Origin of the sequence: Mycoplasmopsis verecunda (assembly GCF_033546915.1) — a bacterium.
In the GTDB taxonomy this organism is placed as follows: domain Bacteria; phylum Bacillota_I; class Bacilli_A; order Mycoplasmatales; family Metamycoplasmataceae; genus Mycoplasmopsis; species Mycoplasmopsis verecunda.
Window position 1 is genome coordinate 171536 of the sequence record NZ_CP137850.1, and the last position, 18119, is coordinate 189654.

Genomic DNA, 18119 nt, shown 5'->3' on the forward strand with positions numbered 1-18119 from the left:
CCTATTTCTTAAAATTAGGTAATGAAATAATTTCTAAATTGTTTAAATATTTCAATTCACCCATTAAATTTTTAAATTTAATACTATATGAATGCAAGTATAGTCTTTTGCTATTGGTTCCATGGTATTTTTTATCACCCGCAATTGGATAACCTAAATATTTTAATGTTGCACGTATTTGATGTTTTCTACCTGTTAATAATTGGGCTATTTTTTTACCATCTTCCATATAGAATAATGTAATAGAATTCTTGCTGTTAGGTAATTGTTTAGGTGAAACTTTCATACGTTTATTTACTTCATCTTTAAGCATGTATACAGATACTTTTAAAGGTGATTTTTCAGAATATTTATCTAAGTTAATATTGCTTCAAAATATATATTTTTTTATTAAGCTATCTGATTTTTCATTTAATTGTGAAACAGTGAAATGATTTTTTCCATATAACATAATCCCACTTGTATCTTTATCTAATCTACCTATATGTGATGGTTTAAAACTATCTTGAGCTTGAAAATTCAAATATGAAAGAACTTGATTATCAATACTATTATCTGCACCATGTACTTCTATACCGATTGGTTTATCAATAATTAGTAAATTATCATCTTCATATAGAATTTTAAATTGCTGAGCAATTTTTTGAACTGAATCAATCTTGAAATTTGCTTCACTTTCTAAAATTCCATAAATTTGAATATTATCATTTTCTTTAACTAAATAATTTTTAGGTACTTTTCTAATGTTATTTACCTTAATATCATTTTTTCGAAAGATTTTTTCTATTCTGCTTAATGGCAGTGATGAACAATATTTAGTTACTAATTTAAATAATGTACGACCACTATCGTTTTTGGTTGCTTTAATTTCTAGCATATAACTCCTATTTTTATATTATAAATTATTTATAAAGAAAAATTGGCTCAGCCAATTTATTCTTCACGTTGTGATGAAAATAAATCAAAATCGCTATTTTCGTTTTCGACACCCTCTACATAGTTGAATTCGTTTAATTTAGGTAAATCACGCATACTTGTAAGTTTAAAGTGATCATAAAACTTATTTGTTACTCCGTATAAAACAGGATTACCAGGTGTTGGAGAAATTCCTACTTCTTCAATTACACCTTTTACAAGTAGGGTGTTAACAACTTGATCAGAGGCTACTCCTCGAATTTGAGCAATTTGACTACGTGTTATAGGTTGTTTATAAGCTATAATTCCTGCTACTTCTATGGCTGCATTTGATAAACGTTGCTTTTTAACAATAGAAACCATTTTAGAAATATAATCTTTAAAAGTTTCTCTAGTTGCTAGTTTATATACTTCGTTAAAATTAACGACTTTTAAACCACGCTCTTGGTCATTGAATTCTTTGTGAAAATCAGCCATAACTTTTTTCGCTTCAGCCATTGTTGCTAGCGAGAATATATCTTTTACTTGCTCAAGTGTTAAACCATCATCTCCTTGAATGTATAATAAAGCTTCCAATATTTTATTTTTCATCGTAAAGCTCTCCTCTCTTAATTCTAATATCACCAAATTCTTCATCTTGTTCAATTATAAGAATTTGTTGTTTTGCAAGTACTAAAACAGCAAGTAAAGTTACAACGAAATGTTTTATGCTTGGTTGTGTAAATACCATTTCGAATGTAAGAACTTCATGTTCTTTTAATAATTTTTTAATAAAAGGAAATTGATCAGATGGTGAAAGATTAAATGTTTCAAGTTTTGTGCTACGAAGTTGCTGAGCATAAACTCTTTCAAACATTTTACGAAGAACAGCGATTAATTTAACTGGATTTGAATGCCCATCTAATCTTGTATCATTTGTATCGACTATAAAATCATCAACATTTGAAGGAGCTTTAATAAAAATGTCTTCACGATCAGATTCAAATGTTTTTAATGCTTCTTTGATTTCTTTAAATTGTTGATATTCAACTAATTGTTGAATCAATTTCTTTTTCTCTTCAACTACTTCAGCAGGTTCTTCTTCATTAGGCTCTTGAAGAACTAATGATGCTTTGATTTTAAGTAATGTAGCAGCCATTACTAAATAATCACCAGCAATATCAATTTCACTTTCTTTAAGTTGATTAATGATTTTTAAATATTGATCAGCTAGTTCAACTAAGTTGATATCAAAAATATCAATCTTTTTATCTTTAATTAAAGAAAGCAATAAATCAAGTGGTCCATCAAAATCTTGCAATTGAAATGTATATTCACTATAATATGAATTAGTTTTGATCGCCATCTTTTTCTACCTCATTTTTAATTAATGAATGAACATGAGAAGCTAGACTAGATGATTCTTGTGTTAAAAATGTATTAGGTTTTAAAGCCGGAAGAAATTCAACTTCAACTGTTAATCTTCCTTTTCTTTTAGCATCCATTGCATTTAAAGTATTTTTAATAACAACTGGTTGTATTGCTAAATATTTCTTCTGTGCTAATCAAAATGGTCCAGAAACAAAATGTCCTAATGTTTCATCTGTAACTCTAGTTCCTTCTGGAAAGATAACACCATATGTTTTATTTTCTTTGATAAAGTCAGCAAACTTAGTCATTTCTTTAAGACTTTGTTTAACACTTTTTCTATCAACATAAAATGTATCTAATAATGAAACGGGTGCATTTAATCATTTCGATTCGCTTATTTCTTTTTTTGCAATAAATGTAGGTATCATTAATTTTGAATTTTGTTCGAATGCTGGATTTTCTAAAGCCACCATTAATACAAGTGGGTCAAATAATGATTTATGATTTGGGGTAAAAATAACATTACCTGATGTTAAAACATTATCATAACCTTTTACTACAACATCCACATTGTAAATCTTTAAGATTTTTTTGCTTAATTTAAGTAAATAGTTGTAACGATCAATAGCGGAGAATTGATCTGGATCTTTTTTAAATTTTCTAAACTTTAATTTAATTTTAAGTCAACGAAGAAATCAAATAGGAGCTAGTAGAACTCTCTTGAATCTAATGTCAATTGCATGTTTTTTCATAATTTGCCTTTCTTTAATTTTTTTGAACGAATGCGATAACATAATCATCAGCATAGCTAATCGAAATTAAAAAATCTTTGAATTTTCATAGGTGTGTTGTAGGATCTTTTTGCAAGTTTATTTTGCTAAAGTTTATATATGTATTATCGGCTTTAAATATAGCTTCTTTTATTGCTCAAGAACGAGCTAGGAACTTTGCACGCTGATAATTGTCAGAAAGTTTATTAAGTTCACTTATCTCGCTTGGAGATAAAGCTCGCATAATAAAGTTTTGCGACTTATTATAAAATCGAGAAATGTTTGTAATATCAACACCTATAGAAATCATAGTGTGATAATTATATTAAATTTATTTAATATTTTTTATTATTTGTGAAAGAGCAGCCTGAATATTTTTTCAATTTTTAAAGTTATAATTATCTGTATTATCTAATTGAGTTTGCAAAGTAATTTTATTTTCGATATTTTCATTAAATTTCAGATAAGAAAATCATTGTTCTAATGAAATTTTTAAATTATCATTAACTATTTTGTATAAATAGCAGATTACTGTATGTATAACACTTAAACTATCAAAAATAAATACTTTTTGATTCTTGTTTAAATTAGAAAAATTTGCTTTTACAATATATTCAAAATAGTTAAATAGGTGAATGTACATTAAATAATCATGATAGTTTATTTTTAACAAATTATATATGGAGGAATTTATTTGCTTATTAAGCAAAATAAAAACAAATGAGTTATCACTTATAAAGTGATTTAATTCCTTAATATTGCTTATTTTGTATAGCTCATCATAATGCATCGCTTGATTAAATCTTAATGTATATACATCGCCAACATATAAACAATATAAATAATAATGACTGCCATTAATATAAATATCTGATAAATGATATCATTTGAAATTTTGAAGTTTTGAAAATGAGTTCTTGAATTTTCTAATTAGTTTATTCTGTAATGATTTTGAATTTGAAGATAATTGTTCAATGTTATCTAAAATAAGTACTAAAGTTGTAGTTTCATTTTCTACATCTAATAATTTAATATCAGTATATTTACCTAAAATAATTTTATTTTTAATATTAATATTTCTTATAGAGCTAATATCATTAAGAATATAGTTATCACATACAAAATAATTATTTCTTGTATAAATGCTATTGTTTGGTGGAATCAAAAAAGCTAATGGTGACTCATTCTGTTGATAATTAAGTGATAATTTATTTTTCAAATGATTACTAATCGTTACTTTGCTAATATCATAATTCGAATTAATGTTGTTCTCTTGACATAAAATAAAAAATAAATCATTTAATCACGAAATTTCGCCATCATTAAAATTGACCAAAATTTTATTTCGAACTAATTCATTATTCAAAATGTCTACATGATTAAACTCAAAAACCTCATTTTTGATCTTATTACTAAAATTTAAATCTTTATTAAAGTCAAGCAATTTACATCTATTTAATATAATAGTTTCTGTGTATTTAGTGTCTAATAAAATATTTTTTCAGTATATATTTGTATTCAAAAATTTTTTCACAATTACCTCAATAAAAAAATTAGTACTATATTATAGTGCTTTTAATAAATTTTTAAAATTTTTTTTATAAAGATAATTGGATTTAAAAATCTTTATGAAATTCAGCTAATTTATATTATAATTAATCAGCAATACATAAAGACAGTAACTGCTTATAAAGCTTAATTTATGGTTACCGAGTGTATACTTGTATATTCAATTGTATTGCAATAAATTTTGAAAGGGGGCAAAATATGTCAGAATCAAAATTAAAAGCAGCTAAAAAAGAAGTTGTTTTAGAGATCGTTGACAAAATTAAAAGTTCACAAGCTGTTGCTTTTGCTGAATACCGTGGTTTAACAGTTTCAGAATTAGAAGAATTCAGAAATGAAGCAAAAAAACTTGGTGTAGATATTAAAGTTTACAAAAATCGTTTATTTAAACTTGCGGCAAGCGAAACAGGATTTGGTGAATTAGCTGAATATTTAGTAGGACCTAACATCTTTGCATTTTCAAACAATGATGATATGTCAGCAGCAAAATTATTAGCTAAATTTGCTAAATTACATAAATTAATGGTAATTAAAGCCGGGACTTTTGAAGGTAAAGTTATCGATTCTAAAGGTGTTAAAGAAGTTGCTACTCTTCCTACATATGAAGAAGCTCTTGGAATCCTTGCTCGTTCAATGATGGCACCATTACAACAAATTTCATTATCACTTAAATTAGTAAGTGAAGGTAAATCAGAATAATTAATATATAAAAATTTAGAAAGGAAAATATATTATGGCTAAATTAACAAAAGAATTATTTATTGAATCATTAAAAGAAATGTCAATTAAAGAAGTTATGGAACTTGTAGAAGCAATGAAAGAAGAATTTGGAATCGATCCTATGGCTGCTGTTGCTGTTGCTGCTGCTCCAGCTGAAGGTGGAAACGAAGAAAAATCAAGCGTTAAAGTTGTTTTAAAAGCTGACAATGGTAAAAAAGTTGCTATTATCAAAGTAGTTAAAGACTTACTTGGATTACCATTAATGGATGCTAAAAAACTTGTTGATGCATTACCTGCTGTTATTAAAGAAAACATTAAACCAGAAGAAGCAGAACAAATCAAAGCTGCTCTTGTTGAAGCTGGTGCTGAAGTTACAGTTGAATAATTTCTTATTTCATTAAAATAATAAAAATAGGTAGCTGAAAAAGCTACTTTTATTTTGCAAAAATATATAAAAAACCACTAGACACGGCACTCCTGAGTTTCCAAGTTATAACGGAATAAAAAACGAACATTTCTACCGTATAGACTTGTTCGTTTTTTCATGCTCTAAATTACTTGTACAAATTTATTAAATATCGTTTTTATTAGTTCAAAATCTTGTATTAATGAATTATTTTCACTATTTTTTATGTAAATTTCGTCCACAACATTACCATCTACAACTTTTACAAATTTTTGTGCAGATTTTATCGCTTCTATTGTTCTTTTATTTGTAAATTTATCTATAACACCATAATCATTTAATGATTTATTTATTGTATACAGCAAATATTTGAAAATAACTAATGAAATAAAACATAACAAGAAATGTACCATTTATATGTGCATCAGTTCATACATACATAGGCCTAACTTCAAGTGAATTTTTTAAAGTTCTAAAGTTTTCTTCTATTTGTCATTGCTTTGCATAAATTTCCACTATCTCTTGTGCAGATAAATCTCTTCTTGATGTTTCGTAAATATAAAATCCATCAAATTGTTTATCTTCATTTAGCTTGATTAAATCTAATTCGTATCGTGCATCACCATTTCTTTTAAAGAATCTATATTTTTTGTGGCCTAATAACTTTGAACCTTCTACATAACCATCTTTATTTTTTAATTTATTGAAATTATTAATCAATATATCTCTATCAGCTTTATCTTTTAAAGCTCGTTTCCTGCTATATGTTATGATTTTTTCTTCTCTGATGACCATTAGGTCTCTTTTGTTATATAAAGATGCTACTGTTTGTTCCTTATATTTAAATTCTTCAGTTCCTATATAATCAGTTTCGTTTAAAACATATTCTTTAAAATCTCTTGGACCTGATTTTAATCTGTATGAAATAACATAATCTATACCTTTTTGTTCTAAAAATCTTAAATTTGCAGTTACAGACATTCCTTTGTCGGCAACTATTGTTACATTTTTTATGTTATAAATTTTGCTCATTTCTATTACAAAAGGGATAAATGTTTTTGAATCTGTTGTATTACCTTTAAATAATTTGTAATGAATCGGAATCCCATTTTCATCTGTTGCTAAACCAATAACAACTTGATCTTCTTTAAATTTACCATCTTTTGAATAACCAGGATATCTAAGTCCTGTTCTTCTAAAACTCTCAAAATAAGCAGTTGATGAATCATAAAATATTAGCTCTATATTTCTTGAAGTGTTTTGAGTGATTTTTTGATTTAGTTGTTGTAATATAATACTTTCATTATCATTTAATATATCTAGTAATGTGTAATAACTTGACTTTTTATAGTCAGGTGTATTTTCATATTGAAACTTATTTTTATATGTAGAAATAAGACTATCAGCATTTAATATTCTTGATGAGACTGTGTATTTTAATAATCTATCTAAATCTTTATGTCTTGACTTAGGTAATACATCAAAGATTTTGAATTTATCAATCAAATCATAAAGAACATTAATTCCATAATTAACATTATATGTTTCGGATTTTGAACTATTTAAATCAAACATAACGGCTTGTTTTATCTTTTCTTTAGATTCAGATACAGATAAATTCTTTATTGAATTTTTAATCACATTAATAGGATCAGGATTAATTTCCTGTAATTTTTCTAATCTTCCTAGACCTATTTGATTACTATAACCTTTTCCATATCCATTTGATGTTGCTATTGAAATATATGTGTGATCTTTTCTTTTGTGTTTTATAACTATAAACTTGCTTTCCATAACTTTATTTTATCATATTATACAAGTAATACAAGTAAAAAAAGATAAAATTTTTGGGTTAATTAAAAAATCCATATACCATAGGTATATGAACTAATTTTAGATTCCTTAAATATTGATTTTATTATTTAAAACTTGGAAACTCAGGAAAAATATATAAAAAACCACTAGACACGGCACTTCCTCATGTGGCTGCTTCATTTCTGACCTGACCAGGTTAGTGGGTTACTGTTCTAATGGCTTAATTATTATAACAACTTTCATATTATTGATAAGTAAAAATATCAGAAAAAAATTATTTTTTTGATTAATAAATATATATTTCGTGTTATAATAATCTTGCTTTTAAAAACAAAGCAAATCAATAAAAAATATTTATAAAATTTATTTTTAAAAATTGATTTATATTATATAATATATAAGCGATAACAAAAGAGTGCCGATTTAGCTCAGCGGTAGAGCAGCTGGCTGTTAACCAGTTGGTCGTTGGTTCAATCCCAATAATCGGCGCCATTTATGGTCTGTTGGTGAAGCGGTTAACACACATGGTTTTCATCCATGCATACACGGGTTCGATCCCCGTACAGACTGCCATTTATGGAAGATTAGCTCAGTTGGGAGAGCGTCGCCCTTACAAGGCGAATGTCATGGGTTCGAGTCCCTTATCTTCCACCATTGCCGTCTTAGCTCAGTTGGTAGAGCAACTGACTTGTAATCAGTAGGTCGTAGGTTCGAGTCCTATAGACGGCACCAATAACTGATTTTAAAAACCAAATCTATTATTGGACGTAAGTTCAATAATTTTTAAATCAAAAAAAGCGCGAGTGGTGAAATTGGCAGACACGCTAGATTTAGGCTCTAGTGCCTCCGGCATAAGGGTTCGAGTCCCTTCTCGCGCACCAGCAATAACGTTAGGAAACTAACGTTTTTTATTTTTGAATTTTGGGTTAAAATAAATAGGCCACCAATACCATTTAGTAGCCTATTAAATATTTTTCTTATGTTGAGCAACAACTTGTTCTAATTTTCGAAACCAGTGATTTAATCCGCTCTTAGAAATAAAAATATTATGCTTTGTTTCTAAAATATAAGATAATTCAGTAAGTGATAATCATTTATCTTCTGCTTTGATTCTAAAAGCAACAAGTTGATTATCATCAAAAAGATGTTCAAGATTGTGTTCAAAAATATAATTTATGTTTTCAATATGTTTTATCGTACTTTTTGCTATTTTATTTATATTACTTAAATCTATATTATTAATTCTGTTTGTAACATTTTCAAAATCTCTTTTAATAATAATATTTTGTAATTCGTATCATGAGTTTTTAGCATTTATACCGGCTAGAAAGTCAATTAATTTATCTTTATTTTTAGTGTAAATAACATATTTATTTGCTCTAACAATAAAGTTAAAGTTAAAGTTGTATTGATTTAATTTATCTTGGATTATTAGTAAATTTTCTTTATTATGAGAAGAAATTTCTAAATGATATGATGTAGATTCTTTTGTGGATATACTACCCGCACCGAAAAATACACCTGCAAAAAAGAATGATAAGTAATCTGAAGATTGAAGTTCATTTATTATCTCGTTATTACTTAGGATTATGATTTTTGATTTTCATGTATTTTCTTTTATGTAATCAAGATGAACTTTTTGTAATTTACGCATTAATTTATCTAATAAATAGTCATTCTTAATATATGTAACATAATTATGATTTTTGTCCACTTCAGCTGAACAGAAAACCAACCCATTAATAAAAGCTATTATTTCTTGCTTTTTACTTATACTATTTATTATCTCTTTTTTAACATCTGAACTAAAAGAATTTACATGTTTGTTTTTCATAGCTTCAGAATTATAAAAAAATATTTTTATAAACAAAATTATTATAAAAATTTAGTTTTTTTCATTCTGATAAAAGTGCGATTTTTATATATCTATTTTATAGGAACAAAAGAAGCTAATTACAGTCAGAACTTTATTTTCTGTATTTTGATAAATAGTTTTTTTTGTTAAAATAAAAAAGCAATAGAGTTAATTGCAGAAAAGAAGAATTTATTTCTCACCTGATGACCATAGTCTTGGGTTCACAGCTACAATTGAACGTATCATAATTCTGATACCTTTTTTAGTAGACTTAGTGGGGAACCACTTTTAAATTTATTTTATTTTAAGGAGTTAATTATTCAACCAAAAGGAAAAAAACCAGCTTCTGAACATTACATTAATAACAATATCCCATTCAAGCAAGTATTTGTACTTGGGCCTGATGGTGATAAGTTAGGTGTTAAATATACAACAGAAGCAGTAGAGTTAGCAAAAAGCTATAAAATGGACTTAGTTTTAATAAGTGTTGAACCTAAGCCAATCTGCCGTATTCTTGATTATGGAAAATTTAAATATGACCGTAAGAAAAAGAATAAGGAAATAAAAGAAAAACAAACAGTTATACAAAATCGTGAAGTTAGATTAACTGCTATGATAGCAGATAATGATTTAAATACCAAAGCTAGAAAAGCTAGAGAATTTCTTTTAAAAGGCGATAGAATCAAAGTTTCATTAAAACTAAGAGGCCGTGAAATAGGAAGAAAAGATTTAGGTTTCAACACTCTTGAAAAATTCTTCGCATTATTAGAAGATGTTGCAGAAAAAACAACAGAACCTAAATTAGTAAATGAACGTTTCCTTGACATGAATCTCCAACCAAATAAACAAAAAATTCAAAAATACTTAAAAGAAAAGAATCTTGAAACAAATCAAGAAACTAAAGAAGGAGAATTAAATGCCAAAAATGAAAACTAAAAGTGCGTTAAAGAAACGTATTAAAGTTACAGGAACAGGTAAAATCTTAAGAGAACAAGCATATCGTTCTCACTTAGCTCAAAACAAAACAACAAAACAAAAACGTCAATCACGTAAATCTGCTCAAATGTCAAAATCTGATCTTAAAAGATTTAAAGCTTTAATTTAATCTTGTTAATTAATTTTAGATTTTCAAATACTTAGAAATTACGTTATTAGAAAGGAATAATTATGGCAAGAGTTAAAGGCGGAACAGTTACAAGAGCAAGACGTAAAAAATGATTAAAATTAGCTAAGGGATACTTTGGACATAAATCAATCGGTTACAAAGTTGCTAAACAAGCAGTTGTTAAATCATGAACATATGCTTTTAGAGACCGTAAACAAGTAAAAAGAAACTTTAGAAAATTATGAATCGCTCGTATCAATGCTGCTGTTAGAGCAGAAGGAATGAGCTATTCAAGATTTATCAACGGACTTAAAAAAGCTAATGTCACAATCAACCGTAAAATGCTTTCTGAATTAGCAATTAATGAACCAAAAACATTTTCAGTTTTAGTTCAAATCGCTAAAGATGCAAAATAATATACAGGCAAAATAATTGCCTTTTTATTTTGCTCTTTTATAGCTATATAAAAGTAATAAAAAAATTAAAAAATAATTTCATTTTTATATGCAATTTAATAAAATTAGTACATAAGTTATACTTTACTATTAATCTTATACACACATAACCATGAATATGGATTCGCTTGGGTGTGCTAATCATAGTGCTAGGCGTTAGAAATATTTATGTAGCAATAACAAACTAAAGGAAATTTACAATGACAACAGAAAACAAAAAAGAAAAAGTTCAAAAAGAACAAAAACAACCTATCGTGTCTAAGACAAAATTATTAGAAGCTGGAGCTTACTTCGGACACAAAACTCATGCATGAAATCCAAAAATGAAAGAATTTATTGTTCCAAATAAAAAGAACAAGGGTTCACACATTATTGATATTACAAAAACACAAAAATATTTAGAATATGCATATTCACTAGTTAATACACTTGCATCAAAAGGTGCTTCATTTATCTTTGTTGGAACAAAGAAACAAGCTCGTGATGCTGTTAAAGAAGCTGCAGAAAGAACAGGTTCATTATATGTAACTGAAAGATGATTAGGTGGAACTTTAACAAACAACCAAACAATTATGTCTAGTGTTGAAAAAATGAAACAATTAGAAGCTAAAGCAGCTAAAAACTTTGCTGGTTACACAAAGAAAGAAGCTTTAGAATTTAACAAAGAATTAGACAAATTACATAAAAACTTAAACGGTATCCGTGATATGCAACGTTTACCACAAGTTATGATTGTTGCTGATCCTAACGAAGATGAAATCGCTGTTAAAGAAGCAAGAAGAAAAAAAATCAAAGTTATTGGTATTTTAGATACAAACGCAAACCCTGATTTATTAGATTTCGGAATTCCTGCTAATGATGATTCAGCAAAATCAATCATGTTAATTATGACAATTTTAGCTGATGCGATTGTTAAAGCACGTGGTGGACAAGTAAAATTCGCTTACCAAGATGATGAAAAAGTTGTATTACCATCATTTAACAATAATCAACAAAATCATGTTGAAGCTCAAACAACAAATCAAGCAAAATAATTTTAAACATATTAAATTAAAATAAATTTAGGAGGTTATCATGGCAGATAACAAAATGGAATTAATTAAAGAATTAAGAACAAGAACCAACTCAGCCCTTGTTGACTGTAAAAAAGCTTTAGAAGCTACAAATTACGAAATTGAAGCAGCTATTGCTTGGCTAAAAGAAAATGGAATTGTAAAAGCAGCTAAGAAAGCAGGACGGATTACTGCAGAAGGTGCTGTTACAGCTATGGGTGACGAAAAACATGCTATCTTAGTAGAAATTAACTCAGAAACAGATTTCGTTGCTAAAAATGATAAATTTATTCAACTTTTAAATGAAGTTTCTACAGCATTATTTAACTCAAATGCTTCAACATTAGAAGAAGGATTAACAGTTAAATTAACAAGTGGTGAAACAGTAGAACAAGCTTTAGTTAATGCTACAGCTGTTATTGGGGAAAAAATTTCTCTTCGTCGTTTCACAAAAGTAGAAGCTAAAGATAATCAAGTTTTAGGAATATACGTTCATGCTAATCAACAAGTTGCTGCAGTTGTTACTGTAAAAGGTAATAATGTTGAAGCAGCAAGAAATGTTGCAATGCATGTATCAGCTATGAATCCTGAATTTATTCTTGTTAATGAAATTCCGGCAGACAGACTAAATACTATTAAAGAAGGATTTGTTAAGCCTGCTGGGTTTGAAAATAAACCTGAAAAAATTCAAGTATCTATAACAGAAGGATGATTAAATAAACAATTATCTGAATTTGTTTTAGAAAAACAAGCTTTTGTTATGGAAGACTCATTATCTGTAGCTAAATATTTACAAAATCACGGATGTGAACTTGTATCTGCTATTAGATATGAAGTAGGTGAAGGAATTGAAAAAGTTCAATCAAACTTTGCTGAAGAAGTTGCTGGTATGGTAGTTAAATAATAAACTACAATCAAAAAACGCATATTACTGAGCTTTTTACAGTATATGCGTTTTTATTTATTTATACTATAATAATTAAGTAATTTTATAAAGGAACTAATATGAAAAAAATAAAATCTGTTTTAATAATGACATCGGCTCTTTCGCTGACTTCCTTATCAGCAGTTGTTGCATGTAATACAACTTCAACTGAAGAAGATACAAAAGGAAAAGCTGTAGAAAAAGAAGCTTTACTAGCCAAAATGAATGCTAATTTAAATTATTTAAATAATTTAGCAAAACCTGAAGAATATACAAGTTTTAAACTTCAATATGATAACTTAAATTCTAAATTAGGTAATATTGCTAATGATGAATTAACAAATGAAAATATGAAAGAATTACGTGATTTACATAATGCTATAATTGAAAAATTAGCAACATTACGTATTGAATTAATAAACACAAGTGATAAGGATATTGAAGCTAAAACTAAAGAAGTACAACTATTACAATTAAGAGTTGATGTACTAAAAGAAAAATTAGTATCACTAGGTGTTGATGTCGACAAACTACTTGATGGTAAACTACCTGAAAGCGATCATACCTTAGTAAGTAGCGGTGAGATAGTTAAATTAAAAGAAGAATTACGTCAAGCTAAAGCTTTATTAGCACTAGAAAAAAGTAAGCTAGATAGCTTAAGAAGTAGATTAATTTCTAGATCTGCTTCTGCAATTGATGTTATTAAAACTATTCAACACCTAAACTTATTCTTATTAGATACAGTAAGAACATATCATAAAGATAGATATGATGCTTCGCAAGAAAAAGAGCTTATTGATAATAATATTAAAAACATTGAAGAAATTTTAAAAGATGTTGAAACATCAGAATTATCTGTAGCTACATCAATTCGTGTTTACAATTCTATTTTAGCAGCAATGAATACAACACGCTTAATTCAATCATTTTTCTTAACTGATAACGGAAAAATAGTAGAAGTTGATACTCCGTTCCCAAAAGAACAATTTATGTCTGATTTATTTGAATGAAGAATTAATGATTTAAAAACTCTTAATTCTTTACAAACATCAGCTATTGACAAATTAACTAAGGAAATTAAATCACTTGAAGATTTAGGCAATACTACTTCTTCAACGCAAAAAACACAATTAGAACAAAAGAAAGCACAATTAAAGAAATTACAAGAAAATCAAGTCGTATTACAAGGTGTTATTGCAAATTATGAAAAAGCCAAAACGCAAGGAAAAAACCTTAAAAATCAAGTTGATTTATATTACATTTTAGAAACCGAGTTCTTTGACAAATTTATTAAAAGAGATAATACATCAGATGAATATAAAGATTCATTTGCCACAACATTATCTAATGGCAAGACATTGAAAATATCAACAATGCCACTATTAAATAATATTAATGATAAAGAAGCACTTAAAGAATTTGAAAAAATGGCAAATGAAATTAGACCTAAATATATGGAATTTTATAGTTTAAATAGAGGTTATCTTGATTCAGTTAAATATAAATCATATTATGAATCATTCTTAAAAGATGTTACTGATTTAACTAGATACCATTTAATTCAAGATTTATTCAGTAAGAAAAGTATTGAAATTTACTTAAATTCTCTTAAATACAAATTAGCAACTTATAAAATAGAAGCTGATAAGGAATTTAATGAATTAAAACAACAGGTTGATACTGAATTTAATGCAACATGACAACTATTTTTATCAACTATTAGAGCCCAATACAATAAACTAAATGCTGACGATCAATTAGAAAAACCACTAGGTAAAACATATTTAGAACTTAATTCTTACTTTAATACATTGTTTAGAGATGTTAGAAACATGAACAGTGTTTTAAACATAAAAGAAGCATACGATAAATTATTAGCCGTTAAGAATCTATCTGCTCAATTAGTTGCGGTAAATAACATGTTAAGTTATTTTAAAGACTTATCAATAAGTTCTAGTGACGAAAAAATGAATCAATATCTTCAAACTGAAGAAAATGCTAAAAGATTTGAAACACAAATCCAAAATAACCAAAATACTGTCAATGAATATAATAATGTATTGAGGCAAATGGATGAGTTATTAACTTCATATAAAACAATGGATTTTGCACAAAGTGAACAAGAAAAAATTATTCAAGCATTAAAAAATAATGTGGCAATTTTGAATAAGTTCATAAATGATTTTAAAGATAAGAAAGTTTCATATCAAGAAGATAGGCCAGAAGAAAAATCATATTTTGCAACTGCTTGAAGTGAATTTGATGAAAAAATTGATAATGCATTAAAACAAGCTTCTACATTATCAGAAACGATGAATAAATTAGCTAATTCATCAAGTAATTTAGATGAATTAAAGGCACAATATACTCAGGTTGCCGAAAATTCAAAAGTAATACTTAAATTAATTTATGATGATTCATATGATACAACTACACCTTATAGTCTTGCTGAACAAGAAAGAGATGATGCACAATCACAAATAAGAAGATTCAAAAGAAGAATTCAAGAAGCTAAAGATTCATCATTCATAATACCATTAAATGAAGTTTACATAATGTTAAGACAAGGACAAATTGCTAATTCAGAATTCTTTGGTAATAATTCAGTTACAGACAGATATAAAAAATTGGATGCTGTTGCATATAATTTAACAACTGATGCCTTAAGAAAATTACAACAAAGTGATTCACTATTCAGAAGTATTACATCACCTAAATCTTCTTCAATTGAAGTACTATCTGAAGAAGATCCAGTGGCAGCAAGAACAAAACAAAAAGAAATATTTGATAATATTCTTAAGAATGAAAAAGCTTATTATCAAGCTAATTTAGAATATCTAAAAGCTAAAAACTCAAATTTAGGTAACATTGAAGAATTACAAAAAAACCTTCAAGAAGCAAGAGATACTTACTATACATATTTAAGAAGTAAAGATTTCTCACTTCAAAAAGATGAGTTAAATCCATCTGCATCAAAATATAATTTTAATGATAAAAACGAATTAAATCCAGCTAAGGTTTTAATACTTTATGCAAAATATACAAGTGTAAAAGAAGTATTAGAATATATAATTAAAACTTCGGTTGAATATAAATAAGAGCCCTGCTAAGCAGAGCTTTTATTTATATAATTGCTTTCATACTGTAGAATCAATTATTTAATTTAGATGTAATCTTGTTAAGATTTTCTATGTTGTCAGTTGTTATAAAATCTATCATTGAATTTCGATATTGTTCTACAGTTAAATCTGGTGTTTTATATGATAAATTTAGATCATATCATTCCTTTATATTTTTTTCATAAAAATCAGCTTTATAATTCAAGTAATTGACATATTTAGTAGTTAAAGAGTTTTTATTCTGTGCAGTAGATATATCCTATGTTTCCAAGTTAGGACCTATTTTTTCAATCAGTTAATGTCTTCTTATACATAGTATAAGGAGATAATTTTTTTATCTTTTTTATTACATAATTACACAGAAAAATGGTAAAATATTAGTGATATGAAGAAGTGATTAGTAACAAAAACAAAGAAAAAGATGATTACTATGTTGGATTAGCGATATCAGCCGGTTATGGTAAAGGATACGATAAAAGCATAAGTATTGGTTCATTATCAAAATTATCTACAAAACACAATGATCCTATTTCTATACTTAAGAAAATTGCTGAAAGTTTACCACTAGATGCTGATAAAAACTATGTGAAGAATAAAGTTGCTGAATATTTTGAAACATCTAAAATAGAAATCGGAACATATAATGTAGGGATTGAATTACTTTATAAAGTAATTGATGAAATCAACTTATTTAAGGATATCAATACGGTAAAGAAAAGAATGTGAACAAAATATTTAAGTTTTTTAATAGCAAAAAGAATATTAGAACCCGAGAGTTTAATTCGTAGTTTCAATCTGAAAGATAAATATGTAAATGAAATAAACATTCAAAAATCAACAGTTTACAACTTTTTGGACTTTGTTGCAGATAACAAACAAAAACTAGTAGCGAACATAAATGAAAAAATGAATGTATCAACTAAGAGAGAAGCAAATTTGATATTTTTGGATGCTACAACTCTATATTTTGAAACATTTGTTAATGCTAACGAGAATTTAAAAGAAAAGTTTTCATTAAAAAGAGCTGGATATTCTAAAGATGGTAAATTTAAAGAAGATCAAGTAGTTTTAGGTATGGTAACAGACACAAACGGAATACCATTAAATTTTGTTTTATTACCAGGTAATATAGCTGATTTAAAAAACTTTTATCCCTACAATTCATGAATTAAGTGAAATATACAATTTACAAAATGTAACTGTTGTTGCAGACAAAGAATGAATTCGGCACAAAATAAGGATTATGTAAAGTATCAAAATATGCATTATATTTTTCCTATTAGATTGAAAGGCGAATCACACAAATTCAAGCAATATGTAGTTAGTGAAACTGATTACCAAAAAGTTGATGGTTTATTATATAAAGAAATTCAACAAGTAGATGATAGAGCAGAAAATAGAATAAAATACAGAAGAATTATTATATATGACACTTGAAAAGCTAAAAGAGACAAGATATTAAGAAAAGAAGTGCTCGATAGATTTGACAAAATCAAAGGAAAAGACGGTACAGCAACAGCAAAAAGTATGATTTCCTATAAGAAATATAAATTCTTCAAAGAAATTCAAGAATCAAAGATTGCAATAGATGTAGAAATGCTAAAAGAAGATGCTAAACTTGATGGTTATGTCGCATTCGAAACAACTAGATATAACCTAACGGCAAGAGAAATAGTTGATATATACAAAAAACAATGAACAATTGAGAGAAATTTCAGAGATCTTAAATCAACATTAGATGCTAGACCAATGTATGTAAGAACAGATAATCACATTTTTGGACATATAACCATTTGTTTTTTAGGATTAGTTGTATTAAATTATTTAACTTGATATATAAATCATAAGCAAAAAGATAAATGAGGTGTTTTAGATAGAGTTACTCCATCTCAAATAATAGAATCAATAAAAGTAGCTAACATAAACTTCACTAAAGTTGATGGCAAAATTACTTATTCATCTTCATGAGATAATGAGATATTTAGAAATGAAATTGAGTTATACAGAGAAATAAAAATGCTTGTATCTGATGGTTTTTCTGTGTAATTTTCACTATGTCAAAAAAT

At 26.9% G+C, this 18119-nt stretch carries 19 protein-coding genes, 5 tRNA genes and 1 other RNA gene; 14 read left to right on the forward strand and 11 right to left on the reverse strand.

Annotation, left to right across the window (positions count from 1 at the left end):
• Window position 1: 1 nt before the first annotated feature.
• The 6 genes from SAM46_RS00840 to SAM46_RS00865 are packed head-to-tail and all read right to left on the reverse strand — an operon-like array spanning window position 2 to window position 4371.
• Window positions 2–877: an RluA family pseudouridine synthase gene (locus SAM46_RS00840; RefSeq protein WP_078746888.1), complete on the reverse strand. Its 876-nt coding sequence runs from the start codon at window positions 875–877 to the stop codon at window positions 2–4.
• A gap of 56 nt (window positions 878–933) precedes the next feature.
• Window positions 934–1506, reverse strand: coding sequence for an SMC-Scp complex subunit ScpB (gene scpB / locus SAM46_RS00845; protein ID WP_078746887.1), 573 nt, complete (start codon window positions 1504–1506; stop codon window positions 934–936).
• Window positions 1496–2260 carry a segregation/condensation protein A gene (locus tag SAM46_RS00850; RefSeq protein ID WP_078746886.1) on the reverse strand — a complete coding sequence of 255 codons (765 nt, stop codon included), beginning with the start codon at window positions 2258–2260 and terminating at the stop codon, window positions 1496–1498. The genes scpB and SAM46_RS00850 overlap by 11 nt, the downstream gene beginning before the upstream one ends.
• Window positions 2244–3017 carry a lysophospholipid acyltransferase family protein gene (locus SAM46_RS00855; protein ID WP_159442400.1) on the reverse strand — a complete coding sequence of 258 codons (774 nt, stop codon included), beginning with the start codon at window positions 3015–3017 and terminating at the stop codon, window positions 2244–2246. The genes SAM46_RS00850 and SAM46_RS00855 overlap by 17 nt, the downstream gene beginning before the upstream one ends.
• A gap of 13 nt (window positions 3018–3030) precedes the next feature.
• Entirely contained in the window at window positions 3031–3345 is a 315-nt protein-coding gene (locus SAM46_RS00860) for a 4'-phosphopantetheinyl transferase superfamily protein (RefSeq protein WP_078746884.1), read from the reverse strand.
• Between the two features lie 21 nt (window positions 3346–3366).
• Window positions 3367–4371, reverse strand: a complete 1005-nt coding sequence (locus SAM46_RS00865; RefSeq protein WP_143826105.1) for a hypothetical protein — start codon at window positions 4369–4371, stop codon at window positions 3367–3369.
• A gap of 431 nt (window positions 4372–4802) precedes the next feature.
• Between SAM46_RS00865 and rplJ the strand changes: the two genes are divergently transcribed.
• Complete coding sequence (gene rplJ, locus SAM46_RS00870) at window positions 4803–5300, forward strand: 50S ribosomal protein L10 (RefSeq protein ID WP_078746882.1); 498 nt, start codon at window positions 4803–4805, stop codon at window positions 5298–5300.
• 34 nt (window positions 5301–5334) lie between these two features.
• Window positions 5335–5706, forward strand: a complete 372-nt coding sequence (gene rplL, locus SAM46_RS00875; protein ID WP_078746881.1) for a 50S ribosomal protein L7/L12 — start codon at window positions 5335–5337, stop codon at window positions 5704–5706.
• 164 nt (window positions 5707–5870) lie between these two features.
• Here rplL and SAM46_RS00880 read toward each other — a convergent pair whose 3' ends face one another.
• The 3 genes from SAM46_RS00880 to ffs all read right to left on the reverse strand — a co-directional run bounded on the left by SAM46_RS00880 (window position 5871) and on the right by ffs (window position 7769).
• Window positions 5871–6092, reverse strand: coding sequence for a hypothetical protein (locus SAM46_RS00880; protein WP_143826104.1), 222 nt, complete (start codon window positions 6090–6092; stop codon window positions 5871–5873).
• Window positions 6073–7521: an IS1634 family transposase gene (locus SAM46_RS00885; RefSeq protein WP_318635604.1), complete on the reverse strand. Its 1449-nt coding sequence runs from the start codon at window positions 7519–7521 to the stop codon at window positions 6073–6075. The genes SAM46_RS00880 and SAM46_RS00885 overlap by 20 nt, the downstream gene beginning before the upstream one ends.
• A gap of 151 nt (window positions 7522–7672) precedes the next feature.
• Window positions 7673–7769, reverse strand: an RNA gene (gene ffs, locus SAM46_RS00890) — signal recognition particle sRNA small type.
• A 190-nt stretch (window positions 7770–7959) separates the two neighbouring features.
• Between ffs and SAM46_RS00895 the strand changes: the two genes are divergently transcribed.
• The 5 genes from SAM46_RS00895 to SAM46_RS00915 all read left to right on the forward strand — a co-directional run bounded on the left by SAM46_RS00895 (window position 7960) and on the right by SAM46_RS00915 (window position 8423).
• Window positions 7960–8034, forward strand: a tRNA-Asn gene (locus tag SAM46_RS00895).
• Between the two features lie 5 nt (window positions 8035–8039).
• A tRNA-Glu gene (locus SAM46_RS00900) sits at window positions 8040–8115 on the forward strand.
• A 5-nt stretch (window positions 8116–8120) separates the two neighbouring features.
• Window positions 8121–8196: transfer RNA gene (locus SAM46_RS00905), tRNA-Val, on the forward strand.
• Window positions 8197–8198: 2 nt separating this feature from the next.
• A tRNA-Thr gene (locus SAM46_RS00910) sits at window positions 8199–8274 on the forward strand.
• Between the two features lie 65 nt (window positions 8275–8339).
• Window positions 8340–8423: transfer RNA gene (locus tag SAM46_RS00915), tRNA-Leu, on the forward strand.
• Between the two features lie 83 nt (window positions 8424–8506).
• Here SAM46_RS00915 and whiA read toward each other — a convergent pair.
• The gene (whiA, locus tag SAM46_RS00920) at window positions 8507–9376 is read right to left on the reverse strand and encodes a DNA-binding protein WhiA (RefSeq protein WP_078747321.1); all 870 of its coding nucleotides are present in this window, start codon (window positions 9374–9376) and stop codon (window positions 8507–8509) included.
• 339 nt (window positions 9377–9715) lie between these two features.
• On the opposite strand from whiA, the gene infC reads away from it, so the two are divergent.
• From infC to SAM46_RS00950, 6 genes are all read left to right on the forward strand, one after another.
• Window positions 9716–10333, forward strand: coding sequence for a translation initiation factor IF-3 (gene infC / locus SAM46_RS00925; RefSeq protein WP_078747322.1), 618 nt, complete (start codon window positions 9716–9718; stop codon window positions 10331–10333).
• Entirely contained in the window at window positions 10314–10502 is a 189-nt protein-coding gene (gene rpmI, locus SAM46_RS00930; RefSeq protein WP_078747323.1) for a 50S ribosomal protein L35, read from the forward strand. Before infC ends, rpmI begins: the two co-directional genes overlap by 20 nt.
• A 62-nt stretch (window positions 10503–10564) precedes the next feature.
• Entirely contained in the window at window positions 10565–10918 is a 354-nt protein-coding gene (rplT, locus tag SAM46_RS00935; RefSeq protein ID WP_078747324.1) for a 50S ribosomal protein L20, read from the forward strand.
• A gap of 239 nt (window positions 10919–11157) precedes the next feature.
• Window positions 11158–11991: a 30S ribosomal protein S2 gene (rpsB, locus tag SAM46_RS00940; RefSeq protein WP_078747325.1), complete on the forward strand. Its 834-nt coding sequence runs from the start codon at window positions 11158–11160 to the stop codon at window positions 11989–11991.
• Between the two features lie 40 nt (window positions 11992–12031).
• A complete protein-coding gene (tsf, locus tag SAM46_RS00945) occupies window positions 12032–12913 on the forward strand; it encodes a translation elongation factor Ts (RefSeq protein ID WP_078747326.1) in 882 nt (293 codons plus the stop codon).
• Window positions 12914–13014: 101 nt separating this feature from the next.
• Window positions 13015–16032, forward strand: coding sequence for a hypothetical protein (locus SAM46_RS00950; protein ID WP_078747327.1), 3018 nt, complete (start codon window positions 13015–13017; stop codon window positions 16030–16032).
• 25 nt (window positions 16033–16057) lie between these two features.
• On the opposite strand, the gene SAM46_RS00955 is transcribed toward SAM46_RS00950, so the two are convergent.
• Complete coding sequence (locus SAM46_RS00955; protein ID WP_318635605.1) at window positions 16058–16258, reverse strand: hypothetical protein; 201 nt, start codon at window positions 16256–16258, stop codon at window positions 16058–16060.
• 188 nt (window positions 16259–16446) lie between these two features.
• Between SAM46_RS00955 and SAM46_RS00960 the strand changes: the two genes are divergently transcribed.
• Window positions 16447–18099, forward strand: a complete 1653-nt coding sequence (locus tag SAM46_RS00960) for an IS1634 family transposase (RefSeq protein WP_318635606.1) — start codon at window positions 16447–16449, stop codon at window positions 18097–18099.
• Window positions 18100–18119: the final 20 nt, after the last annotated feature.